The organism is Streptomyces sp. CB02058 (genome assembly GCF_001905505.1).
GTDB lineage: Bacteria > Actinomycetota > Actinomycetes > Streptomycetales > Streptomycetaceae > Streptomyces.
The window spans coordinates 117,465-140,919 of the sequence record NZ_LIPG01000005.1 but is presented as its reverse complement, the minus strand read 5'-3'; the positions used below and the strand labels follow the sequence as shown (position 1 = coordinate 140,919).

The following is a 23,455-nucleotide window of genomic DNA, read 5'->3' as shown; positions in this document are numbered from 1 at the left end:
GATTTCTCAACTCTCCGTAAATGAATCGTAATGGAGAGTAAAGAAGAGTGTCCATGTTTTCGAGCAAATAGCGTAGCGAGTCACTCATTCAAGTGAATAAGCATCTTTTCATCCGGCTTGTCGTACTGATTCCAGCGGAGCCGCGTGTGACGTTGACCGCGCCGTGTCGGCACTTCAACGCACGACTCCTGCAAGGAAGAGGGTGGACGGATGATGGCCGCCACGAAGCGGATCGCCCTGGGCGCCGTGGTCACGGCGCTGGTCGCCGGCCTGGCCGGATGCTCGGGCCCGGGTGCGGGGTCCGCAGGTCCTGGGTCCGGAAGCGGAAAGAAGTCGGAGCCCGGCGCGGAGGGAAACTCTCCGGCCGCGGCGCCGAAGGGCGCTGTGAAGCTGATCGGTGACGGCTCCACCGCGTTCACGGGAGCCCAGCCGAAACTTCCTGTGGCCAAGCGCCTGAAGCCCGGTCAGAAGCCTCCGCAGTTCGTGGTCTTCTCCTGGGACGGCGCGGGGGAGGACAGCCAGAAACTGTTCTCGCATTTCCGCGCCGTCGCGAAGAAGTACGACGCCAAGATGACGTACTTCCTCAGCGGCGTGTACCTCCTGCCGGAGGAGAAGAAGGCCCTCTACAACCCTCCCCAGCATTCGGCGGGCCGCTCCGACATCGGGTTCAACGACACCGAGGGGATCCGCGACACCCTGAAGGAGCTGCGTGCCGCGTGGCAGGACGGCAATGAGATCGGCACGCACTTCAACGGGCACTTCTGCGGGCCCGACGGAGGTGTCGGCACCTGGTCCGTCGAGGAGTGGAAGAGCGAGATCAGCCAGGCGAAGTCCTTCGTGAAGGGCTGGAAGACCAACGCCCCGGCCCTCAAGGCCGAAGCCCCGCTGCCCTTCGACTACGACAAGGAACTGATCGGCGCCCGCACCCCGTGCCTGGAGGGCCAGAAGAACATGGTCGCGGCCGCGCGGACCATGGGCTTCCGCTACGACTCCAGTGGAGTCGGCAACCAGGTCTGGCCCGCGAAGAAGGACGGGCTCTGGGACCTCCCTCTCCAGCTCGTCCCCGTGCCGGGCCGCGCGTTCGAGACGCTCTCGATGGACTACAACTTCATGTTCAACCAGTCCGGCACGAAGACGCAGGGCGACCCCGACCAGCACGCGTACTGGGGCAACCAGATGAGGGACGGCCTGCTCCAGGCCTTCGGCCGCGCCTACAACGGGAACCGGGCGCCACTGATCATCGGCAACCACTTCGAATCCTGGAACGGCGGCACGTACATGCGTGCTGTCGAGGAGACGATCAAGACCGTGTGCACCCAGCAGGACGTGCGGTGCGTCACCTTCCGGCAGCTTGCCGACTGGCTGGACGCGCAGGACCCGGAGACGCTCGCGAAGCTCGGGACGCTGAAGGTGGGCGAGAAGCCCAAGCCGGGCTGGCCGGCGTTCCTCGCGGGCACGGTTCCGGGGAAGCCCGCGACCAGCCCCGTGCCTGCCAGGCCGGCTGACCAGCCGGCAGGCCAGGCAGCCGGCAGCGGCGCGGAATAGGCAACACCCGTGGCGCCGCTCCGTCGGGTTCATGCCGGCTGGGCGGCGCCCGTCGCGGGAGAGTGCTCATGCAGGACGAAGGCGGGGTCGACCTGGGCGGCCAGGTCGGCACCCGTCTTCTCGTTGCCCCAGCTCTCGGCGTTCTTCAGGTGGAAGTGCACCATCTGGCGTGTGTAGCGCTCCCAGTCCCTCAGCTCGTACGAGTCCTCCGCGGCGTCCTGCAACGACTGCAGCGCCATCCGGTTGTCCGCCTCCAGCAGGTCGAACGGCGCGGGCCGGCCCTTTTCCATCGTCCGTACCCAGTCGGACTGGCCGATTCCGACCAGCAGGTCGTCGCCGACCTCGGCGCGCAGGAAGTCGAGGTCGTCCTGCCCCTGCACCTTGTTGCCCACGACCTTCAGTGCGACGCCGAAGTCCCGCGCGTACTCCTTGTACTGGCGGTACACGGAGACCCCCTTCCGGGTCGGCTCGGCCACCAGGAAGGTCATGTCGAAGCGGGTGAACATTCCCGAGGCGAACGAATCCGAGCCCGCCGTCATGTCCACCACCACGTACTCGTCCGGACCGTCGACCAGGTGGTTGAGGCAGAGCTCCACCGCCCCGACCTTGGAGTGGTAGCAGGCCACGCCCAGATCGGACTCGGTGAACGGGCCGGTCGCCATCAGCCGGATGTCACCGTGGTCGAGCCGGACCGTGCGTGCGCAGGCGTCGTAGACCGGGTTCTCCTCGCGGACACGCAGCAGCCGCGATCCCTCCCCGGGCGGGGTCGTCTTGATCATCGTTGCCGCGGATGCGATGCGGGGGTTGCTTCCGCGGAGGTAGTCCTTGATGAGGGGCAGCTGGGCGCCCATCGCGGGCAGCGCGGCTGCCTGCTCCTCGTCGAGACCGAGTGCGGCCCCGAGGTGCTGGTTGATGTCGGCGTCCACCGCGACGACATGGGCTTCATTGGCGGCAAGGTGGCGGATGAAGAGCGAGGACAGCGTCGTCTTGCCGCTGCCGCCCTTCCCTACGAAAGCGATCTTCATGTTCACCTAGGGTAGCTGGTTCATTGCACACCGTTGTCGCTATCCGTGAAGAAGGCCACTCCTGGGCGGTATCCGTGCAGGGGGCGCGTAGCCTCCCTACTTATGAGTACGACTTCCTCGGACCCGCTTGCCGCTCTGGGTGCCCTGCCGGGGGTCACCGACGCGGTGGACTCCGTACGCAAGGCCGTGGACCGGGTCTACGGCCATCGGGTCATGCGGCGTCGCAGCAATGAGGTCACCGCGGAGGCGGCCCTGCGTGGAGCCCGGGGGTCGGCGGCGCTCTCCGGTGCCGACTGGAATCTCGAAGAGGTGCGCCGCCGTACGGACTTCAGTGGTGACGACGAGGCCCGCACCATCGGCGCGGCTCTGCGGCTCACAGCCGAAGCGGGGCAACTGCTGTCCATCTGGCGTCAGTCACCACTCCGCGTCCTGGCCCGTCTGCACCTGGTCGCGGCGGGCGGGGCGGCACCGGATGATGCCGTGGGCCGGCCGCGGCTGGCAGGTGAGCCGGTCGAGGAGCCGTTGATCGAAACGCCGCTTCCGGACGCGCGCGAGGTGTCCGGAAGGCTCGAAGGGCTGTCGCAGCTGATCATCGCGGGCAGCTCGGCGCCCGCGCTGGTGATGGCTTCCGTCGTGCACGGTGAGCTGCTGGCGCTGCGGCCCTTCGGCTCGCACAACGGACTGGTCGCCCGGACCGCCGAGCGGATCGTGCTGATCGGCAGTGGCCTGGACCCCAAGTCGATCTGCCCGGCGGAGGTCGGGCACGCGGAGCAGGGGCGTGCGGCGTACGTGGCGGCCTTCGAGGGGTATCTGTCGGGGAGCCCGGAGGGCATGGCGTCCTGGATCGCGCATTGCGGGCGCTCGGTGGAGCTCGGCGTCAGGGAGTCCACTGCGGTGTGCGAGGCGTTGCAGCGCGGCGCGGCGTAGGGTGCGGGGTGGTCCGGCGGCGGCTTGTGGCGTCGCCCGGCGCGGGCTCCTGAAAGGGTTGCGGCGGTACCGTTTCCGGTACCGCCGCTGGCACGTCTGCCGAGTTACCAAGCGTCCTCGATGTATGCCCATCAGGCCGGGATCGTTGCCCGTCACCTGGTGCGGCTGGCCCGTAATCGACGGGTCGACGTCGCGTGGGTACTCGGCGTTCGTGCTCGGTCCGTGGGGCCATCTGTGCGTGAAAAGGTGATCCTCTCGGATGTCCTTGGTCTCGCGGGCCGTTGAGTCCTTTGTACTCCTGGTCCGGGGAGAGCGGAAGCCCTCGCCCCACTTCTTTACTTTTAGCTTCAAATAGTGCTGATCCGGACATCTCCGGGCGGGGTCGGTTCACGGCGCGCCGTCGTCCGGCCGGGAGGTGAGGCGGTGGCCGCACCGGGAGGTGGGGCGGTGACCGCCGCCCCCTCTCAGGCGGTGCGTGCGGCGGAGCGGCGGCGGTTGGCGTACCAGACGAGTCCGGCTGTCACGGCCGCGGCGCCCAGAGCCGCTGTGGCCACGAGGGCCGGCCGGGGTGGCATGGAGAACGCGGGCAGGCGCTGCTTGAGTCGCACCGGCCGGTCGAAGACGAGAATCGGCCATTCGCGCAGGGTGGCCTCGCGTCGCAGGGCCCGGTCCGGGTTGACGGCGTGCGGATGGCCGACCGACTCCAGCATCGGCACGTCGGTGGCCGAGTCGCTGTATGCGTAGCAGCGGGAGAGGTCGTAGCCCTCCGATTCGGCGAGGGCCTTGATCGCTTCCGCCTTGGTCGGCCCGTAGGCGTAGTACTCGACCTCGCCGGTGAAGCACCCGTCGTCGCCGACGACCATCCTGGTCGCGACGACCCGGTCGGCGCCGAGGAGCTCCCCGATCGGTTCGACGACCTCGGCGCCGGAGGTCGACACGATGACCACGTCGCGCCCAGCCGTGTGATGCTCCTCGATGAGCGTGGCCGCCTCGTCGTAGATGATGGGGTCGATCAGGTCGTGCAGGGTCTCGGCGACGAGCTCCTTGACCTGCTGGACGTTCCACCCCTTGCAGAGTGCCGAGAGGTATTCGCGCATCCGCTCCATCTGGTCGTGATCGGCGCCCCCGGCGAGGAACACGAACTGTGCGTACGCGGTGCGCAGTACAGCGCGGCGGTTGATCAGCCCGCCTTGGTAGAAGGACTTGCTGAAGGTCAGCGTCGATGACTTCGCAATGACCGTCTTGTCCAGGTCAAAGAAGGCTGCTGTGCGCGGCGAGAAGCAGTTTTCCACAAAGGTGAGCATAAGGGCCCGCCATTCGGCGTAAAGTCCGGTAGGCGGGTTTGCCTGAGAAGGTGCTCGGGTACACCATGGAAGTCACGGATCGTTCGCGACCGTGCTAACCCGGTCCGACTCCTCCCCCCCCCGAGTCGGCCGTGGGGACGACCCCCGCTCTCCCCCCCGGCGGGGGTCGTCGCATGTCCGGACGCGTTTTTCGGTGTTCGTCCGCGCCTCCTGCACCTCCTCGCGTGTCTCTGGCCTTCGCTCTCGCGTGCTCTCTCGATCATTGCTCGTCACGGTGCGTAGTGGAAGGGCTGCTCTCCGAAAGTCCCCTGTACGAGCTACCGAGATATTCACAATGCTGTGGGTGTCCACAGTTTTTGAGCAAGATCCACATGTTTTTCCGGGTCGTTGCATGTTGATTCCACCCGTGAAGTCCACGGGTTCCGGAATCGCGCATCTCGGAACGGTCCGAGGCCGCCGCGAAACCGCACTGAAGGGACAGGGAGAAGGGGGCGGAGATCGTGGCTGGATCTTTCGTGGACGTGGGTCTGCCGAGCGCCGAACGGCTGGGCGGCGGACCGATGATTGTGACCGAGGACGCGGATTTGCTGGACGATCTGCTCAGGCTCTGCGCAGCGGCCGGGGCGGTGCCCGAGGTGCGTCACGGACCACCTCAGGAGCGGGGCTGCTGGGAGCGGGCCCCACTGATTCTGGTGGGGGACGACGCGGCTTCGCGGTGCCGCGGGGTGCCGCGAAGGCGCGGGGTCATGCTGGTCGGGCGGGATCAGGACGATCCGGAGGTGTGACGGAGCGCCGTGGAGGTCGGGGCCGAATACGTGCTGCGGCTGCCTGATTCCGAAGGCTGGCTCGTCGACCAGATCGCCAATGCGGCGGAGGGTGTGGGCCGGTCGGCGCTCACCGTGGGGGTGCTGGGAGGACGCGGTGGTTCCGGCGCATCGACGCTGGCCTGTGCCCTGGCGGTGACGGCGGCCAGGTCGGGCAGGCGGACCATGCTGATCGACGGGGACCCGCTGGGTGGCGGTATCGACGTCCTGCTGGGAGGAGAGGAATCCGAAGGTCTGCGGTGGCCGGATTTCGCCCGTTCCAAAGGGCGGCTGGGAGGCGGGGCACTGGAAGAGTCCCTGCCCGCGCTCCATGGCCTGCGCGTGCTCAGCTGGGGCAGGGGCGAGGCGACGACCGTTCCTCCGCAGGCCATGCAATCGGTGCTGGCCGCCGCGCGTCGGCTCGGCGGAGTGGTCGTCGTGGATCTGCCGCGCCGGGTCGACGAAGGCGTGGCGGAGGCGCTGGCCCAGCTGGACGTCGGACTGCTGGTCGTGCCCGGTGAGCTGAGGGCTGTGGCGGCGGCCCAGCGGATGGCTGCTGCGGCCGGTGCGGTTCTGGACGATCTGAGGGTCGTCGCCCGCGGTCCTTATGCGGCGGGCCTGGACGAGGAGTGGGTGGCCTATGCGCTGGGGCTCCCCCTCGTCGGGGACCTGCCCATGGAGCCGGGGCTGTCCGCGGCCCAGGACAGTGGGCTGCCCCCGGGCGGCAACTCCCGCGGAGCGCTGGCCCGGTTCTGCAAGGAGTTCTGGGACAGGGCGGACGCGCCGGGCCGCCTCGAGGGCGTTCCCGCCCTGCACGCCGGCGGAGGGACGCCATGACCGACGCGCTTCTCGACGCGGTACGGCAGCGGCTGGCCCGGAGCGGCGCGGCGCCGACTCCGGCCGGAGTGGCTGCCGCGCTCCGGGAGCAGGGCCGCCTCCTGGGGGACGCGGAAGTCCTCGGTGCTGCCGAGGAATTGCGCGGCGAGCTGGTCGGCACGGGAGTGCTGGAACGGCTGTTGGCCGATCCGGCGGTGACCGATGTTCTGGTGTCCGCTCCGGACCGTGTGTGGGTGGACCGGGGCGGAGGCCTGGAGCTGACCCGGGTCACGTTCCCGGACGCGGCGGCCGTCCGGAGGCTGGCGCAGAGGCTCGCCGCGGTAGCGGGGCGCCGACTCGACGACGCACGGCCGTGGGTGGACGCGCGGCTTCCCGACGGAACGCGCATGCACGCGGTCCTGCCGCCGGTGTCCGTCGGCTCGACGTGTCTCTCGCTGCGGGTGGTGCGGCCCAGGGCGTTCACCCTGGCGGAGCTCGTGGAGGCCGGGACGCTCCCGCCCGGCGGTGACCGGCTGCTCGGGGCGCTGGTGCGGGCCCGGGTCTCGTATCTGATCAGTGGAGGGACCGGAGCGGGGAAGACGACCCTCCTGTCGAGTCTGCTGGGTGCGGTCGGCGAGCGCGAGCGCATCGTGCTGGCCGAGGATTCGGCCGAACTGCGCCCCGATCATCCACATGTGGTGCGCCTGGAGTCGCGTCCCGCCAACCAGGAAGGGGCGGGCAGAGTGACGCTCAGGGACCTGGTGCGTCAGGCGTTGCGCATGCGTCCGGACCGGCTGGTGGTGGGCGAGGTCCGGGGCGCCGAGGTGACCGATCTCCTGGCGGCGTTGAACACCGGACATGAGGGCGGCTGCGGCACGGTCCATGCCAACGCCGCAGAGCATGTCCCGGCACGGCTGGAGGCCCTGGGGACGGCCGCGGGGCTCGACAGGGCAGCCCTGCACAGCCAGTTGGCCGCGGCGCTCTCCGTGGTGGTCCATCTCGTGAGGGACCGGGGAGGGCAGAGGCGTCTCTCCGAGGTGCATGTGCTCGAGCGGGACCCGGCGGGCCTGGTGATCACCGTGCCCGCGCTGCGATGGGACGCGGAGGGGTTCGTGCCGGAGCGCGGCTGGGAGCGGCTCGGGGCACTGATCGGGCTGCACTCATGACGGCGGTGGCCTCCGGCGCGCTGACCCAGGTGCCGGTGTGGGTGATGGCGGGCTGCGCCGGAGTGGCCGGCTGTATCGCTGCCGCGCGGGACCCGGGGGTGCGGAGGGCACGGGCGCTGATGGCGCGGGACCAAAAGGAGTTGCCGGTCGGCGCGGCGGGATGGGCGAGGCTCCGCAGGATTCTCGATGGGCATCGGGAATGGCTGTGTGCCCCTGTGGCGGCCCTTCTCGCGCTGCTGGGTGAATCGGTGCTGCCGCTGCTCGCTGGGGCTGTGGCGGTTCCGCTGGCGCGTCGCTGGATGCGGCGCAGAGCGCGGCGGCGCGAACGTGAACAGGCCGCCGACGCGGTCACGGCTCTCTGCGGGGCGGTGGTGGGCGAGCTCCGGGCCGGGCGTGAGCCGGGCCATGCGTTGCTCCTCGCGGGGCGGAGCGCCGGCGCATTGGGCGCCGCCGAGTCCGCGGTGCTGGCAGCCGCAAGGTTCGGTGGAGATGTGCCGGGGGCTCTGCGTCAGGCGGCGGCAGGTCCGGGCCTCGAAGGGCTCGCGGGGATGGCCGCCTGCTGGCGGGTGGCAGTCGACGGCGGGGCCGGCCTCGCGGCGGGCCTGGATCGTCTGGAGGGCACTCTGCGGGCTGAGCGACGTCGAAGGGAAGAGCTCCGCGCCCAGTTGGCCGGTGCTTGGTCGACAGTCGTCGTGCTGGCTCTGCTGCCGGTGGTGGGGCTGGGGCTGGGAGCAGCGCTCGGGGCGGATCCGCTGGGGGTGCTGCTGCACAGTCCCGGAGGTCTGGTCTGCCTGGTGGCGGGCGGTCTGCTGGAGGCTGCCGGGCTGTTCTGGGCGTCGCGGATCGTGGGCGCGGGGGAGACGGCATGAGCTCGGGGCCCGACGCGGGGGGACAGCTGGGCGCGGTAGGGGTGGCGGGGGCTCTGCTCGGGACCGCCGCGTATCTCGCTCTCGTGCTGACCGCGCGGCGGCAAGAGCGGGCGATACGGCGGCGGGGGGTGTTGCTGACAGGTGCCTGCTCGGACCGGCCTCGGCCGGGGTGGCGGGGCTTGCGGGCGGCGGGGCTGGAAGGTGCCGGTCGTGCCCGGCGGTGGGCGGCGCCCTTGGGCGCCTGGGCGGTCTGCTGGATCCTCGTCGGTGGAATGACCGGCTGCGGTGCGGGTCTTGCCGCGGCGTACGGGGTGGGGAGATGGCAGCGCACTCGGAGGGTGCCTGGGGCTGCCGTGCGGGAGGCCGAGGCCGCACTGGTTGCCCGGCAGTTGCCGCTTGCCGCGGATCTGCTGGCCGCCTGCATCTCGGCGGGCGCCGGGCCTCGGGACGCGGCGGAGGCGGTCGGGGAGTCCATGGGCGGCCCGGTCGGTGACGTGCTGGCTCGGACGGCGGCAGAGATCCGGCTCGGGAGCGAACCCGCCGAAGCGTGGGGCCGGTTCGGTGAGATACCGGGTGCCGCGTCACTGGCTCGCTGCCTGGAGAGGGCCGGAACCACGGGCGCCCCGGCGGCGGAGCCTGTGTCCCGGCTGGCCGACGAGATGCGCGCCGAGCGGGCGAGTGCGGCCGTAGCGCGTGCCCAGCGTGCCGGTGTGCTGATCACCGCACCGGTCGGGCTCTGCTTTCTGCCCGCGTTCCTGGCGGTCGGGGTGGCACCGGTGGTGATCGGGCTGGCCGACGGTCTGCTGCACCACAGATGAACGGCCTCGTGCCGGCGGTCGGTGGTTGGTGATCGGCGTCCGGCAGCCGCCACCGAACCATGCCTCCGATCCGAGGGCGCGGTCCGTGCCTCCGGGGGCGGGCCGAAGTTCCGAACCGAAGTTCCGAACCGAAGTTCCTGATCAAGTTCCTGATCAATTTCTGAACGACACGACACGGGGGTTGCGATGGGTAAGAAAGTCATGCGCCGGACGGCAGAAGCGGTACGTCTCGCGTGGGAGAGCAGGTTCGGCGCGCGCGGCCGGTGCGGGGGCCTCGACCGGGGGATGACGACGTCCGAGTACGCCGTCGGCACGATCGCCGCCTGCGCGTTCGCGGCGGTGCTCTACAAGGTGGTGACCAGCGGTGCCGTGCTGTCGGCCTTGCAGTCGCTGATCAAGAATGCGCTCGATGCGAAGTTCTGAGGCGTCACAGGGGGGCCGGGCCGGCGACCGGGGAGCTGTGACCGCTGAGGCCGCCATGGTCCTCCCCGTGCTGGTGGCGTTCGTCCTGGCCCTCGTCTGGGCGCTGGTGGCCGCGTCGGACCAGATCCGCTGTGTGGACGCGGCGAGGGCCGGGGCACGGGCCGCGGCTCGCTCGGAACCGGAGGCCGAGGTCAGGTCCGCTGCACGGCAGGCGGCACCGAGCAGGGCGCAGGTCTCGGTGGAGCGTGCGGGGGAGCTGTGGCGAGTCCGGGTCGAGGCGCCGACGCCCGGGCCCGGGCCGCTGGCCCTGACTCTCGGAGCCGAGGCGGTCGCGCTGGCCGAGGACATGGTGGGGGTGGGCCCGTGAGGTTGAGGAGGCGCGGAACAGGGGCCGGGGACCAGGGCCTGGCGTCGGTCTGGGTGGCGGTCACCACGGCGACGCTCTGCGCGGTGTTCGCGATGGTGCTCGCTCTCGGCCAGGCCGTGGCCGCCCGCCACAAGGCCGGTGGTGCGGCGGACCTGGCAGCGCTCGCGGCAGCCGACCGGGCACTCCTGGGCGCGGAGACCGCGTGCGATGCGGCCACCGAGGTCGCCGTGGCCCAGGGCGCGGAAGTCGTGCGGTGCGCGGTCCAAGGCGAGATCGCCGATGTGACCGCTCGCGCGCGCTTCGGCCCCTACGCACCGGAGGTCAGGTCGAGAGCGGGGCCTCCGGAGGCCGAAGGGCCGCCACCGGCGCGTTCGGCGACGCCGATATCCACTGGTACACCGGCTGAGACGGCTGGACTCAGCCTTCGTCCGTATCCGGTTGCCCGCTCTCCTGGGCACCGCCCTCCGTGGGGTCGCCGGCCTCCGGGGCACCCTCCTCGGGGTCCGGTGGTGCGGTCCTGAGGAGTTCGGTCAGGAGGCGTACGGCGCCTCGTTTGTGCAGAGGGTCGTTGCCGTTGCCGCACTTGGGGGACTGGATGCAGGACGGGCAGCCCGCGTCGCACTCGCAGGACGCGATGGCCTGACGTGTTGCTGTCAGCCACGTACGGGCCGTGTGGAACGCGCGTTCGGCGAATCCGGCACCGCCGGGGTGGCCGTCGTAGACGAACACCGTCGGAAGGAGCGTGTCGGGGTGCAGCGGGACGGAGACGCCGCCGATGTCCCAGCGGTCGCAGGTGGCGAAGAGAGGCAGCAGCCCGATGGAGGCGTGCTCCGCGGCATGCAGGGCTCCACCGAGGATCTCGGGACCGATCCGGGCGGCGTCGAGCTGGTCCTCGGTGACCGTCCACCACACGGCGCGGGTGCGCAGGGTGCGGGGCGGCAGATCGAGTTTGGTCTCGCCCAGCACCTCTCCGGTGATGAGCCTGCGCCGAAGGAAGGAGACGACCTGGTTGGTCACCTCCACGGAACCGAAGCAGAGCCGGCCGTCGCCCCACGGGATCTCGGTGTCGGTCTCGAGGACGGTGATCGCGGTCGTGTCGCGGGCATTGGTCGAATAGGGAGGCACGGCTTCCTCGACCAGGGCCACCGAATCCTCCAGATCCAGCTTCCTGACCAGATAGGTCCGGCCCTGGTGAAGGTGCACGGCACCCTCGTGAACGGCGGTGTGCGCGGCTGATTCGTCGACGGTTCCCAGCAGTCGGCCGGTGCCTTCCTCGACGATCTGCACAGGGCGGCCGCCTCCGCCGCGGATGTCAGTGAGATCGGCGGCGCGTTCGCGGCGGGTCCAGTGCCAGCCGGTCGTGCGCCGACGCAGCAGTTTCGCGGCCTCCAGCTGCGGCAGCAGCTCGGGCACGGCGGGGCCGAAGAGCGCGATGTCGGTTTCGGTGAGCGGGAGTTCCGCGGCGGCGGCGCACAGGTGCGGCGCGAGCACGTACGGGTTGTCGGGGTCCAGGACCGTGGATTCCACAGGCTGCTGGAACAGCGCATCGGGATGGTGGACGAGGAAGGTGTCGAGCGGGTCGTCCCGGGCCACCAGGACGGCCAGAGCGCCCTGCCCCCCGCGTCCGGCGCGGCCGGCCTGCTGCCAGAGGGAGGCACGGGTGCCCGGATAGCCGGAGATGATCACGGCGTCCAGGCCCGAGACGTCGATACCGAGCTCCAGGGCGGTCGTAGCGGCGAGGCCGAGCAGGTCGCCGGAGTGCAGGGCGCGCTCCAGGGCCCGGCGCTCCTCCGGCAGATAACCACCACGGTAGGCGGCGACCCGCGCGGGCAGCGAGCGGTCCACCTCGGCGAGCCGCTCCTTGGCGATGACGGAGATGAGCTCGGCGCCGCGCCGGGAGCGTACGAAGGCGACCGAGCGGACGCCTTGGACGGTCAGATCGGTGAGGAGGTCGGCGGTCTCGGCCGTGGCGGTACGGCGTACGGGAGCCCCCTTCTCACCGTGCAGCTCGGTCAGCGGCGGCTCCCAGAGGGCGAAGACCATCTCGCCCCGGGGTGAGGCGTCGTCTGCGACCTCCTGGACGGGCAGGCCCGTGAGGCGGCCCGCGGCGACCGAGGGCTGGGCCGAGGTGGCGGAGGCCAGGAGGAAGACCGGATCGGAGCCGTACCGCGCGCACAGGCGGCGCAGACGGCGCAGCACCTGGGCGACGTGGGAGCCGAAGACACCCCGGTAGGTGTGGCACTCGTCGATCACCACGAAGCGGAGGGCGCGCAGGAAGGACGCCCAGCGGGGATGGGACGGGAGTATGCCCCGGTGCAGCATGTCGGGGTTCGTCAGGACGTAGTTGGCGTACTGGCGCACCCATTCGCGTTCTTCGACCGGCGTGTCACCGTCGTAGACCGCGGGGCGGACCGCGGAGCCCAGGGGCGCCGCAAGGGCCTTCACGGCGCGACGCTGGTCGGCCGCCAGCGCCTTGGTGGGGGCGAGGTAGAGCGCGGTCGCGCCACGGCCGTTCGGGGCCTCCGAGCCGTCCAGGAGGGTGCTCAGGACCGGTGCGAGGTAGGCGAGCGACTTGCCGGACGCCGTTCCGGTGGCGATCACGACCGACTCGCCGTCCAGCGCGTGCTCGGCGGCTGTGGCCTGGTGCGTCCACGGATGGTCGATTCCGGCCCGGGAGATTGCCGAGATCACTTCCGGCCGGATGCGGTCCGGCCAGATGGCATGGGTTCCCGCACGCGGGGGCAAGTGCTCCGTATGAGTGATGCGCGCTGCCCGGCCCGCCGAAGCGGCGAGCCGGTCGAGAACCACCGTGGGAGAGGGGCGCGAGCCCGGGTTCTCAGGTGGTCGGCTGGGGCGGTGATTCTTGGCCATCGGCACCGAGTGTGTCACTGGCATGACGGACAATGGTCCCAAGGCGTCGTGCATGGCTGCTGGTAAGTGATTGAATGCCATCGCGGCTGGCGATCCGTCCCCTGGCCTCCGTCGGGGAGACCGAGGGGCGACCGCTCGATAGCAAGGTGCTGGAGGATCCGTGGACCTGTCCCTGTCGACTCGCAATGTGTCCGGCCCTGGTGGCGACCGTACGGTCGTCGAGGTCGGTGGCGAGATTGATGTGTATACCGCGCCCAAGCTGCGCGAGCAGTTGGTCGAGTTGGTGAATGACGGCAGCTACCACCTGGTTGTCGACATGGAAGGCGTCGACTTCCTCGACTCCACCGGCCTCGGCGTGCTCGTGGGCGGCTTGAAGCGTGTCCGGGCCCATGAGGGCTCGCTGCGCCTGGTGTGCAACCAGGAGCGCATTCTCAAGATCTTCCGGATCACAGGTCTGACCAAGGTGTTTCCCATTCACACCACGGTCGACGAGGCTGTCGCCGCCACCGACTGACGGTGGGCGCAGGCCGGCCCTCTCCAGGGTCGGCAGGCAGACGGTGACAGACCGGCAGGCGGCAGCAGACGGCCGTCATGAGCAGGTGGTCGGCCCATGGGGTCGGCTGCCGGCTTCGTCGGTTCCCGGAGAAGAATGAGAGCAGGGGTGCCGGGCGCCACGCCCGGGCCCCTGAGATGCACGTCCGTACGTTTGAGGGGGATGGCATGCCAACCGTTGAACTCCGCTTCAGCGCACAGCCCGAACATGTCAGGACGGCCCGCCTCGTGGCAGCCGCCGTGGCACGCCGGGCAGGCGTCGATGAGGCGGTGCTCGACGAGGTCAGACTCGCCGTCGGCGAGGCGTGCAGCCGTGCTGTCGGCCTGCATCGCAGCCATGACATCACCGCCCCGGTCACGGTCGTTCTGACCGAGGAGGAGAAAGCGTTCTCCATCGAGGTCGGCGACGGGATTCCCGCTCCGGGAAGCGACGCCTCGCAGCCGGGTACGCCCGGTGGCAGAGGGCTTGACGAGCCGGAGACCGATGCCGACAGCGAGGACGAGATGGGCCTCGCGGTCATCAGCGGCCTGGTCGACGACGTCGAGGTCCGGTCCGGCACCGACGGTGGCGTGATCCGCATGACCTGGCCGACGACCTCGGCCGTGGTGCTTCCCTGAGCCGAACGGCTCCGCCCGCCCCACCCGGCCCTTACGTTCCCGCTTCTGCGCGCTCCACTCCGGTCCGTACGCCTCCCGGCTGTACCTGCTCCAGTCCGGTCCGTACGTCTCGCGGTTCTGCGCGCCCCGCCCCGTTCCGTACGTCGCTCTCCCCCGCCCAGCCCCGTGGGCCGGCCCTGTCCTGCGGGTTTTCCGGCACGGCCATGGAAGCGATCACGATGTCGTGGACGCGATCACGGTTTCCGGCCCTGCTGAGCAGGGCCTTTTTCTTTTCCCTTGATCAATGACCTCCTGCAATTCAGTGCATGCCATGCGTCTGCCCCATTACTGCATTCGGGTTCAATCGCATCCGAGATCATTTGCCATTGGGCGGACGAAAGTCGATTTCATTGACCACCCACTGTTTTGATCAGGTTCTGCTCCCTACAATCCGTCCACGTCTTGAGCGCTCAGCGTCAAGGAGGACGTATGGCGGAGTTCCTCAACACCCCACTGGCAGAACTGGCGCACGTTCCCGTACCTTCCGGCCGGTCCACCGCACTCGCGGCCGCAGCACTCACCGATGGCAACCGGCTGATCGTCGTCGTCATCGCGGTCGTCGCCCTTGCCGCGCTGGTCGTCGCCCAGCTGCTCGTACGCCAGGTGCTGGCGGCCGGTGAAGGCACCGATCGCATGAAAGAGATCGCGGCCGCCGTCCAGGAAGGCGCGAATGCCTATCTGGCCCGGCAACTGCGAACCGTCGGCATCTTCGCCGGCGTCGTGTTCTTCCTGCTTCTGCTGCTTCCGGCCGACAACTGGTCGCAGCGCGTCGGGCGCTCGCTGTTCTTCCTGGTGGGTGCGCTTTTCTCGGCGGCCACCGGATACATCGGTATGCGGCTCGCTGTCCGCAGTAATGTGCGCGTCGCCGCTGCCGCGCGTGAGGCGACCCCCGCCGAGGGGGAACCGGAAAAGGATCTCACCGCCGTCTCGCACAAAGCGATGAAGATCGCTTTCCGTACCGGGGGCGTGGTCGGGATGATCACGGTGGGCCTCGGCCTGCTCGGTGCCTCCTGCGTAGTGCTCGTCTACGCCGCCGACGCGCCCAAGGTGCTGGAGGGATTCGGCCTCGGCGCCGCCCTGATCGCGATGTTCATGAGGGTCGGCGGCGGCATCTTCACCAAGGCCGCCGACGTGGGTGCCGACCTCGTGGGCAAGGTGGAGCAGGGCATCCCCGAGGACGACCCGCGCAACGCCGCCACGATCGCCGACAATGTGGGCGACAACGTCGGTGACTGCGCCGGCATGGCAGCCGACCTCTTCGAGTCGTACGCCGTGACGCTCGTGGCCGCGCTCATCCTGGGCAAGGCCGCCTTCGGGGACGCGGGGCTGGCCTTTCCGCTGATCGTCCCGGCGATCGGGGTCGTCACCGCGATGATCGGGATCTTCGCGGTCGCTCCCAGGCGTGCCGACCGCAGCGGGATGAGTGCCATCAACCGCGGCTTCTTCGTGTCCGCGGTGATCTCGCTGGTCCTGGTGGCCGTGGCCGTCTTCGTCTATCTGCCGTCCTCGTACGCGGAGCTGGACGGGGTCACCGACGGCGCCATCACCTCGCACGGCGGCGACCCCCGCGTCTTCGCCCTGGTCGCGGTCGCCATCGGGATCGTGCTGGCCGCCCTGATCCAGCAGCTCACCGGCTACTTCACGGAGACCACCCGCCGCCCCGTCCGGGACATCGGGAAGTCCTCGCTCACCGGTCCCGCGACCGTCGTCCTCGCCGGCATCTCCATCGGGCTGGAGTCCGCCGTCTACACCGCGCTCCTGATCGGGCTCGGCGTCTACGGGGCGTTCCTGCTCGGCGGTACGTCGATCATGCTGGCGCTCTTCGCGGTGGCCCTGGCCGGTACCGGTCTGCTCACCACGGTGGGTGTCATCGTCGCGATGGACACCTTCGGACCGGTCTCCGACAACGCCCAGGGCATCGCCGAGATGTCCGGGGACGTCACGGGTGCGGGCGCGCAGGTCCTCACGGACCTGGACGCCGTCGGGAACACCACCAAGGCCATCACCAAGGGCATCGCGATCGCCACGGCGGTCCTGGCCGCGGCCGCGCTCTTCGGCTCGTACCGGGACGCCATCGCCACGGCCGTCGACGACGTGGGCGCCCGGGCGGGGGAGCTCGGGCTGAGCCTGGACATTTCGCAGCCGAACAACCTGGTCGGCCTGATCCTCGGCGCCGCGGTCGTCTTCCTCTTCTCCGGGCTGGCCATCAACGCGGTCTCCCGTTCGGCCGGGGCCGTGGTCTACGAGGTGCGGCGGCAGTTCCGGGAGCACCCCGGGATCATGGACCACACGGAGAAACCGGAGTACGGGCGCGTCGTCGACATCTGCACCAAGGACGCGCTGCGCGAGCTCGCCACGCCCGGTCTGCTCGCGGTTCTGGCGCCGATCGCCGTCGGGTTCACCCTGGGGGTCGGGGCCCTGGGCTCCTATCTCGCCGGGGCGATCGCGACCGGCACCCTGATGGCCGTCTTCCTGGCCAATTCGGGCGGCGCCTGGGACAACGCCAAGAAGCTCGTCGAGGACGGGCACCACGGGGGCAAGGGCAGCGAGGCCCACGCCGCGACGGTGATCGGCGACACGGTCGGCGACCCGTTCAAGGACACGGCCGGGCCGGCCATCAACCCGCTCCTCAAGGTGATGAACCTCGTGGCGCTGCTCATCGCGCCGGCGGTGGTGCAGTTCAGCTACGGCGACGACGCCAGCGCGGTCGTACGGGCGGTGGTGGCCGTGATCGCCGTCGTCGTCGTCATCGCCGCTGTCCATGTGTCCAAGCGGCGGGGAATCGCGGTGGGCGACGACGACGGTCCGGGCGGTGACGGTGGTGACGGAGGTAACCCCGTCAAGTCCACCGACCCCGCGGCTGTTTCGTGACGCCCATGGCTCGCGACCTGCGGTCGCGTGGGTGACACCTGCTCAGCGAGGCGGCGGGCGGCGCGTTCTGACGCGTCGTCCGCCGTTTTCCCGTGGCCGCCGCGTCTCGGTCGGCAGACCTGGGCCCGTACGGGTGTCCGAGGGCATGGGTGAGTGGTATCTCCCTCATTTCCCTTGGTGCAAATGGCTTCAAAAGAATACATATCGGATGCCCGGCACCTGGATGTCGCCCACTTGGCGTGTAAGTTCCGGGGCCGAGAGCCTTGGAAGGGACCCCATCCGGTGAACAAGAAGCTTGCAGCCGCACTGTCCGGCGGTGCGGTACTCGTACTGACGCTGTCGGGCTGCAGCGACGACAGCGACAACAAGGTGAACGACTGGGCGAAGAAGGTCTGCGACCAGGTTCAGCCGCAGCTGCAGAAGATCGCGAACGCCAACGCGTCGATCCAGCAGCAGACGGCCGACAACAGCAAGCCCGCCGACGTCCAGGCCACCGACTCGGCAGCCTTCCAGCAGATCTCGCAGGCGTACAAGGCGCTGGGCACGGCCGTGAACTCGGCGGGGCCGCCGCCCGTGGACGGTGGCGAGACCACGCAGAAGGAGGCGGTGAAGGAGCTGAACGCCTCCTCCGCGGCCTACGCCGAGCTGAAGACGAAGGTCGACGACCTCGACACGAAGGACCAGGCGGCGTTCGCCGACGGCCTCAAGGGGATCGCCGACGAGCTGAACAAGATCAGCACCAACGGCGACCAGGCCCTGAAGAAGCTTCAGTCCGGCGAGGTCGGTTCCGCGATGGCCAAGCAGAAGGGCTGCCAGAAGCCGACGGCCTCGGCTTCGCCCGCGGCCGCACCGTCCGGCTCCGCCGAGAAGTCCGCCTCGCCCTCGGCGAGCGAGAAGTCCTGACGGCATCGGTACATCGTGACGGCCATCGGCAAGTCCTGACGTTCGTCGGCATGTCCCGGTGTCCATCGGGGCGCTTTCGACGGTCGTAGGGACGTCCTCGACCGTTGTCGGGGCGCCCTGAGGCCGCCGGCCGGTCCTTGACGGTCCGACGGTGCCCACAAGGCCGGAAAGACGGCCCGCAGGCCGTGACGGCGAGCGGGAAGCCGCTGCGAAGGCGGTCCGGCCCGCCGGAAGCCGTGCCGCAGGCACCTCCGCAGCAGCCCGGCCGCCCTCGTGGGCGCCGGGCCGCTGCCGTTGTCGGTGGGAGCGGCCACAATGGGCGGGTGAGTAAGAGCAGCCTCCCCGCATCCGACCGCAGCCCCCGGCTCCGCGAAGCCCTGATCGCCGCCGCTTTCACCGCCGACGGCCTCCTCGACCGGCTCGGCGCGCCCGCGTATGCCGCGCTCGCCCGCAGTGAGACCGTCCCCGCTCTCCGGGCCACACGTGGGGACGCGCCGCTCGACACGCTGGTGCGGCTGTTCCTTCTCCAGCACCCCGTCCCGGCGGACGCCGCCGCCCTCGCCCTCCCGCTGGAGGAGTGCGTGGAGGACGGCTGGGTGATCCGCGACGGCGACACGGTCCGGGCCACCGTCGACGTGCGGCCCTACGGCGGGCCGGAGGGTGAGGACTGGTTCATCGCCTCCGACCTCGGGTGCGCGGTCGGCGGTGCCGGCGGCATCGGCTCGCACGAGGAGGGCGTCGTGCTCGGTGTCGGCGGGGCGTCCACCACGCTCGCAGGGATCACCGTGCGCAAGCCCGTGGACTCCGCTCTCGATCTCGGTACGGGCTCCGGGATCCAGGCGCTCCACGCCGCCCAGCACGCCACCCGGGTCACGGCCACGGACGTCAACCCGCGTGCGCTGGAATTCACCCGCCTCACCCTCGCCCTGTCCGGCGCCGCCCCCGCCGACCTGCGGGAAGGGTCGCTGTTCGAGCCGGTCGGCACGGAGACGTACGACCTGATCGTGTCCAACCCGCCCTTCGTCATCTCGCCCGGTGCCCGGCTGACGTACCGCGACGGCGGCATGGGCGGCGACGATCTGTGCGCGACCCTCGTGCGGCAGGCGGGGGACCGGCTCAACGAGGGCGGATACGCGCAGTTCCTGGCCAACTGGCAGCACGTGGACGGCGAGGAGTGGCAGGACCGGGTGCGCTCCTGGGTTCCCGGCGGCTGTGACGCCTGGATCGTGCAGCGCGAGGTGCAGGACATCACGCAGTACGCCGAGCTGTGGCTCCGGGACAGCGGGGACCACCGCAGCGACCCCGCTCTCTACGCCGAGCGGTACGGCGCCTGGATGGACGAGTTCGAGGCCCGCGGCACCAAGTCCGTCGGCTTCGGATGGATCACGCTCCGCAGGTCCGCCGCAGCCGCCGCAGGAAGCCCCTCGGTCGTCGTGGAGGAGTGGCCGCACGCGGTGGAACAGCCCCTCGGGGACGCCGTCGAGGCCCATTTCGCGCGGCAGGACTATCTGCGCGAGCACGATGACGCGGCGCTGCTGGCCGCGCACTTCACTCTTGCCGAGGAGGTCGTCCAGGAGCAGGTCGGTCTGCCGGGTGCCGAGGATCCTGAGCATGTGGTGCTGCGTCAGCACCGCGGGATGCGGCGGGCGACCAAGGTCGACGCGGTCGGCGCCGGCTTCGCGGGCGTGTGCGACGGTTCGCTGCCCGCGGGCAGGATTCTGGACGCCATCGCCCAGTTGATGGCCGAGGACCCGGTGCTGCTGCGTGACCGCACCCCGCAGGCGATCCGGGTTCTGGTGGAGGAAGGCTTCCTCGATCCCGTGCGGTGAACGCGGGGCACCCGTCAGCGGGCTCCGTTCCCGGCACCGGAGCTGCGTGCTCCGGTGCCCGGAACCCTTCTGAACAGCGCGTACGTATCGGCTCGGTGTGTACGCCCGGGCGGTCCACGGGTTCCGCTCAGGGCCGTTCCCCGGGTGGCTGCGCGGTGTTCACCCGGGGTTCGCGCCGACGACGCTCCGGAGTGGCAGCCTCCCGTGTGCCGAGCGGCACCGGCGGGCCGAGGGCCCCGGGCCCTGCCGGCAGCCGATGGCCGGAATGTGAGGGGTACGGACATGGAGAGCGTCACCGCGGCCTTCGCCGGTACGGCATTCAGCCTGTTCGGCGCGGCCCTCCTCGTCTGGACGGGGGCGCGCACCATCCAGCGTGCGCCGGTGGCACTCGGCGTGAGCCCCGTCGCCTCCACCGCTCTCGCCACGCTCTTCGGCGTACTCTTCCTCGTCCTCGGCGTGTGGTGCTTCACCCGCATCTGATCCACTTCTCCGGAGGGGCCTGAAGGCCGCCGGGCATCGGGCCGCAGGGTCCCCCCGACACCGCGGTGAAACCCGCAGGCGGCGGCTCCGCGGGGGGCGGACCGGGCAGTCCGGGCGGCAGGAATGGCGGAAGTCGGGTTACCGTTCGAGTGGCCGTTGCGGGCTTTTGCCGTTTGACACGGGGGCGGGTTGTACCGTCACACTCCGCAGCGACAGCACCGCAGGCAGCGCCAGAGCGCTGCCCGGATGCCCACGAGTGCCGACCGGAGAGAAGAGCGAAGTTGTCCCCGACCAGCGAGACCGCAGGCCGCCGACTCGTCATTGTCGAGTCGCCTGCCAAGGCGAAGACGATCAAGGGCTACCTCGGCCCCGGATACGTCGTCGAGGCGAGCGTCGGGCACATCCGCGACCTGCCGAACGGCGCCGCCGAGGTGCCGGACGAGTACACCGGTGAGGTACGCCGCCTCGGCGTGGACGTCGAAAACGACTTCCAGCCGATCTACGTCGTCAACGCAGACAAGAAAGCCCAGGTCAGGAAGCTCAAGCAGCTCCTCGCCGAATCCGACGAACTCTTCCTCGCCACCGATGAGGACCGCGAGGGCGAAGCCATCGCGTGGCACCTGCAGGAAGTCCTCAGGCCCAAGGTCCCGGTCCACCGGATGGTCTTCCACGAGATCACCAAGGACGCGATCCGGGCCGCCGTCGCCAATCCGCGCGAGCTCAACCAGCGCATGGTCGACGCCCAGGAGACCCGCCGCATCCTCGACCGTCTCTACGGCTACGAGGTCTCGCCGGTCCTGTGGAAGAAGGTCATGCCGCGGCTCTCCGCGGGCCGTGTCCAGTCCGTGGCGACCCGTCTCGTCGTCGAGCGGGAGCGCGAGCGCATCGCCTTCCGCTCCGCCGAGTACTGGGACCTGACCGGCACCTTCGCCACCGGCCGCACCGGTGACGCCTCCGACCCCTCGACGCTCACCGCCCGCCTCAGCGCGGTCGACGGGCGCCGTATCGCGCAGGGCCGTGACTTCGGTCCCGACGGACAGCTCAAGCAGGGCTCGGCCCAGACGCTGCACCTGGACGAGGCGAACGCCCGCGCCCTGGCCGCCGCGCTCGCCGACTCCGCGTTCGCGGTCCGCTCGGTCGAGTCGAAGCCGTACCGCCGCTCGCCGTACGCCCCCTTCCGCACGACGACCCTCCAGCAGGAGGCGAGCCGCAAGCTGGGCTTCGGGGCCAAGGCCACGATGCAGGTGGCGCAGAAGCTGTACGAGAACGGCTTCATCACCTACATGCGTACGGACTCCACGACCCTCTCGGACACCGCGGTCTCCGCGGCCCGGGCGCAGGTCACGCAGCTGTACGGGGCGAACTACCTGCCCGACAAGCCGCGCACCTACGCCGGGAAGGTCAAGAACGCGCAGGAGGCGCACGAGGCGATCCGCCCCTCCGGCGACCGCTTCCGCACCCCGGCGGAGACGGGCCTCACCGGCGACCAGTTCCGCCTGTACGAGCTGATCTGGAAGCGGACCGTCGCCTCCCAGATGAAGGACGCCACGGGTAACTCCGTCACCGTGAAGATCGGTGGCCGGGCGAGCGACGGCCGCGACGCAGAGTTCTCCGCGTCCGGCAAGACGATCACCTTCCACGGCTTCATGAAGGCGTACGTCGAAGGCGCCGACGACCCGAACGCCGAGCTGGACGACCGCGAGCGCCGGCTGCCGCAGGTCGCCGAGGGCGACGCGCTGACCGCCGACGAGGTCACGGTCGACGGCCACGCCACCAAGCCTCCGGCCCGCTACACCGAGGCCTCGCTGGTCAAGGAGCTCGAAGAGCGCGAGATCGGCCGCCCGTCGACGTACGCCTCGATCATCGGGACCATCCTGGACCGCGGCTACGTGTTCAAGAAGGGCACGGCCCTGGTGCCGTCGTTCCTCTCGTTCGCCGTGGTCAACCTGCTGGAGAAGCACTTCGGCCGGCTCGTCGACTACGACTTCACCGCCCGCATGGAGGACGACCTCGACCGCATCGCGCGGGGCGAGGCCCAGTCCGTGCCGTGGCTGCGGCGCTTCTACTTCGGTGCCGGTGACGACACGACCGGCGCGGGCGCGGCCTCCGACGCGGGCAACGGCGACGGGGACCACCTCGGCGGCCTGAAGGAACTGGTCACGGACCTCGGCGCGATCGACGCCCGGGAGATCTCGTCGTTCCCCGTCGGCAACGACATCAAGCTCCGTGTCGGCCGCTACGGCCCGTACATCGAGCGGGGCGAGAAGGACTCCGAGGGCCACCAGCGCGCGGACGTGCCGGAGGACCTGGCGCCCGACGAGCTGTCCGTGGAGCTCGCGGAGGAGTTGCTGGCCAAGCCGAGCGGCGACTTCGAGCTCGGCACGGACCCGGTCAGCGGCAACCAGATCATCGCCAAGGACGGCCGCTACGGCCCGTACGTCACCGAGGTCCTGCCCGAGGGCACCCCGAAGACGGGCAAGAACGCGGTCAAGCCGCGGACGGCCTCGCTCTTCAAGTCCATGTCGCTCGATACGGTGACTCTGGCCGACGCGCTCAAGCTGATGTCCCTGCCCAGGGTCGTCGGTGAGGACGCCGAGGGTGTCGAGATCACCGCGCAGAACGGCCGGTACGGCCCGTACCTCAAGAAGGGCACTGACTCGCGTTCGCTGACCTCCGAGGACCAGCTCTTCGACATCACGCTCGACGAGGCGCTGGCGATCTACGCCCAGCCGAAGCAGCGCGGGCGGGCCGCCGCCAAGCCGCCGCTCAAGGAGCTCGGCACGGACCCGGTGAGCGGTGCCCCGGTGGTCGTGAAGGACGGTCGCTTCGGCGCCTACGTCACGGACGGCGAGACGAACGCGACGCTGCGGACCGACGACAGCGTCGAGGACATCACGCCGGAGCGCGGCTACGAGTTGCTCGCCGAGAAGCGGGCCAAGGGGCCGGCCAAGAAGAAGACGGCCAAGAAGGCTCCGGCCAAGAAGGCGCCCGCGAAGAAGGCGACGGCCACGAAGAAGACGACGACCGCCAAGAAGGCGACCGCCACCAAGACGGCGGCCGCGAAGAAGACGGCCACCGCCAAGAAGGCTCCCGCGAAGAAGACGACCACGACGGCCAGGAAGACGGCCTCGTCCTCGTCCGACGAGAGCTGACCGCCTCAGGGCGGCTGTGCGTGTGGACCGAAGGGGCCGGATCATCCGGCCCCTTCGGCGCGCGTGCCCCGGGTGGC

At 70.2% G+C, this 23,455-nt stretch carries 18 protein-coding genes and 1 pseudogene; 16 read left to right on the top strand and 3 right to left on the bottom strand.

What is annotated here, in order from left to right; translation table 11 throughout:
* The first annotated feature begins 210 nt into the window (after window positions 1-210).
* A complete protein-coding gene (locus AMK10_RS25550) occupies window positions 211-1,545 on the top strand; it encodes a hypothetical protein (protein WP_073750305.1) in 1,335 nt (444 codons plus the stop codon).
* 29 nt (window positions 1,546-1,574) lie between these two features.
* On the opposite strand, the gene AMK10_RS25545 is transcribed toward AMK10_RS25550, so the two are convergent.
* Window positions 1,575-2,570 carry an ATP-binding protein gene (locus tag AMK10_RS25545; protein ID WP_073751000.1) on the bottom strand — a complete coding sequence of 332 codons (996 nt, stop codon included), beginning with the start codon at window positions 2,568-2,570 and terminating at the stop codon, window positions 1,575-1,577.
* A gap of 102 nt (window positions 2,571-2,672) precedes the next feature.
* Here AMK10_RS25545 and AMK10_RS25540 point away from each other — a divergent pair, with 102 nt between their 5' ends.
* Window positions 2,673-3,497: an oxidoreductase gene (locus AMK10_RS25540; RefSeq protein ID WP_073750304.1), complete on the top strand. Its 825-nt coding sequence runs from the start codon at window positions 2,673-2,675 to the stop codon at window positions 3,495-3,497.
* A 464-nt stretch (window positions 3,498-3,961) separates the two neighbouring features.
* Here AMK10_RS25540 and AMK10_RS25535 read toward each other — a convergent pair whose 3' ends face one another.
* Entirely contained in the window at window positions 3,962-4,801 is an 840-nt protein-coding gene (locus AMK10_RS25535; protein ID WP_073750303.1) for an HAD family hydrolase, read from the bottom strand.
* 560 nt (window positions 4,802-5,361) lie between these two features.
* Between AMK10_RS25535 and ssd the strand changes: the two are divergent.
* From ssd to AMK10_RS36710, 7 genes and pseudogenes are all read left to right on the top strand, one after another.
* Window positions 5,362-6,441: pseudogene (ssd, locus tag AMK10_RS25530) on the top strand (septum site-determining protein Ssd).
* Entirely contained in the window at window positions 6,438-7,586 is a 1,149-nt protein-coding gene (locus AMK10_RS25525; RefSeq protein ID WP_073750302.1) for a TadA family conjugal transfer-associated ATPase, read from the top strand. Before ssd ends, AMK10_RS25525 begins: the two are co-directional and overlap by 4 nt.
* Window positions 7,583-8,455, top strand: a complete 873-nt coding sequence (locus tag AMK10_RS25520; RefSeq protein WP_073750301.1) for a type II secretion system F family protein — start codon at window positions 7,583-7,585, stop codon at window positions 8,453-8,455. Before AMK10_RS25525 ends, AMK10_RS25520 begins: the two co-directional genes overlap by 4 nt.
* Entirely contained in the window at window positions 8,452-9,273 is an 822-nt protein-coding gene (locus AMK10_RS25515; RefSeq protein ID WP_073750300.1) for a type II secretion system F family protein, read from the top strand. Before AMK10_RS25520 ends, AMK10_RS25515 begins: the two co-directional genes overlap by 4 nt.
* Window positions 9,274-9,474: 201 nt before the next feature.
* Entirely contained in the window at window positions 9,475-9,696 is a 222-nt protein-coding gene (locus AMK10_RS25510) for a DUF4244 domain-containing protein (RefSeq protein ID WP_382563322.1), read from the top strand.
* A complete protein-coding gene (locus tag AMK10_RS25505; protein WP_073750298.1) occupies window positions 9,683-10,063 on the top strand; it encodes a TadE family type IV pilus minor pilin in 381 nt (126 codons plus the stop codon). Before AMK10_RS25510 ends, AMK10_RS25505 begins: the two co-directional genes overlap by 14 nt.
* Window positions 9,955-10,584: an Rv3654c family TadE-like protein gene (locus tag AMK10_RS36710; RefSeq protein ID WP_382563115.1), complete on the top strand. Its 630-nt coding sequence runs from the start codon at window positions 9,955-9,957 to the stop codon at window positions 10,582-10,584. Before AMK10_RS25505 ends, AMK10_RS36710 begins: the two co-directional genes overlap by 109 nt.
* Here the strand turns inward: AMK10_RS36710 and AMK10_RS25495 are convergent.
* The gene (locus AMK10_RS25495) at window positions 10,481-13,015 is read right to left on the bottom strand and encodes a DEAD/DEAH box helicase (RefSeq protein ID WP_073750297.1); all 2,535 of its coding nucleotides are present in this window, start codon (window positions 13,013-13,015) and stop codon (window positions 10,481-10,483) included. The genes AMK10_RS36710 and AMK10_RS25495 overlap by 104 nt on opposite strands.
* A gap of 79 nt (window positions 13,016-13,094) precedes the next feature.
* Between AMK10_RS25495 and AMK10_RS25490 the strand changes: the two genes are divergently transcribed.
* From AMK10_RS25490 to topA, 7 genes are all read left to right on the top strand, one after another.
* Window positions 13,095-13,448 carry an STAS domain-containing protein gene (locus AMK10_RS25490; RefSeq protein WP_003967428.1) on the top strand — a complete coding sequence of 118 codons (354 nt, stop codon included), beginning with the start codon at window positions 13,095-13,097 and terminating at the stop codon, window positions 13,446-13,448.
* Window positions 13,449-13,654: 206 nt separating this feature from the next.
* Window positions 13,655-14,104: an ATP-binding protein gene (locus tag AMK10_RS25485; RefSeq protein ID WP_073750296.1), complete on the top strand. Its 450-nt coding sequence runs from the start codon at window positions 13,655-13,657 to the stop codon at window positions 14,102-14,104.
* Between the two features lie 468 nt (window positions 14,105-14,572).
* Window positions 14,573-17,014 carry a sodium-translocating pyrophosphatase gene (locus AMK10_RS25480; RefSeq protein WP_073750295.1) on the top strand — a complete coding sequence of 814 codons (2,442 nt, stop codon included), beginning with the start codon at window positions 14,573-14,575 and terminating at the stop codon, window positions 17,012-17,014.
* Between the two features lie 282 nt (window positions 17,015-17,296).
* Window positions 17,297-17,917: a small secreted protein gene (locus tag AMK10_RS25475; RefSeq protein WP_073750294.1), complete on the top strand. Its 621-nt coding sequence runs from the start codon at window positions 17,297-17,299 to the stop codon at window positions 17,915-17,917.
* A gap of 323 nt (window positions 17,918-18,240) precedes the next feature.
* Window positions 18,241-19,746 carry a DUF7059 domain-containing protein gene (locus tag AMK10_RS25470; protein WP_073750293.1) on the top strand — a complete coding sequence of 502 codons (1,506 nt, stop codon included), beginning with the start codon at window positions 18,241-18,243 and terminating at the stop codon, window positions 19,744-19,746.
* 282 nt (window positions 19,747-20,028) lie between these two features.
* Entirely contained in the window at window positions 20,029-20,226 is a 198-nt protein-coding gene (locus AMK10_RS25465) for a hypothetical protein (RefSeq protein WP_073750292.1), read from the top strand.
* Between the two features lie 281 nt (window positions 20,227-20,507).
* Window positions 20,508-23,378 (top strand): type I DNA topoisomerase, encoded by a 2,871-nt coding sequence (topA, locus tag AMK10_RS25460; protein ID WP_073750291.1) that lies wholly within the window; start codon window positions 20,508-20,510, stop codon window positions 23,376-23,378.
* Window positions 23,379-23,455: the final 77 nt, after the last annotated feature.

Coding starts and splice junctions, on each gene's coding strand:
- AMK10_RS25520 (WP_073750301.1), top strand. CDS start 7,583: ATGACGGCGGTGGCCTCCGGCGCGCTGACCCAGGTGCCGGTGTGGGTG.
- AMK10_RS25525 (WP_073750302.1), top strand. CDS start 6,438: ATGACCGACGCGCTTCTCGACGCGGTACGGCAGCGGCTGGCCCGGAGC.
- AMK10_RS25510 (WP_382563322.1), top strand. CDS start 9,475: ATGCGCCGGACGGCAGAAGCGGTACGTCTCGCGTGGGAGAGCAGGTTC.
- AMK10_RS25505 (WP_073750298.1), top strand. CDS start 9,683: ATGCGAAGTTCTGAGGCGTCACAGGGGGGCCGGGCCGGCGACCGGGGA.
- AMK10_RS25545 (WP_073751000.1), bottom strand. CDS start 2,570: ATGAAGATCGCTTTCGTAGGGAAGGGCGGCAGCGGCAAGACGACGCTG.
- AMK10_RS25540 (WP_073750304.1), top strand. CDS start 2,673: ATGAGTACGACTTCCTCGGACCCGCTTGCCGCTCTGGGTGCCCTGCCG.
- AMK10_RS25485 (WP_073750296.1), top strand. CDS start 13,655: ATGCCAACCGTTGAACTCCGCTTCAGCGCACAGCCCGAACATGTCAGG.
- AMK10_RS25550 (WP_073750305.1), top strand. CDS start 211: ATGATGGCCGCCACGAAGCGGATCGCCCTGGGCGCCGTGGTCACGGCG.
- AMK10_RS25480 (WP_073750295.1), top strand. CDS start 14,573: ATGGCGGAGTTCCTCAACACCCCACTGGCAGAACTGGCGCACGTTCCC.
- AMK10_RS25515 (WP_073750300.1), top strand. CDS start 8,452: ATGAGCTCGGGGCCCGACGCGGGGGGACAGCTGGGCGCGGTAGGGGTG.
- AMK10_RS25535 (WP_073750303.1), bottom strand. CDS start 4,801: ATGCTCACCTTTGTGGAAAACTGCTTCTCGCCGCGCACAGCAGCCTTC.
- AMK10_RS25495 (WP_073750297.1), bottom strand. CDS start 13,015: ATGGCATTCAATCACTTACCAGCAGCCATGCACGACGCCTTGGGACCA.
- AMK10_RS25465 (WP_073750292.1), top strand. CDS start 20,029: ATGGAGAGCGTCACCGCGGCCTTCGCCGGTACGGCATTCAGCCTGTTC.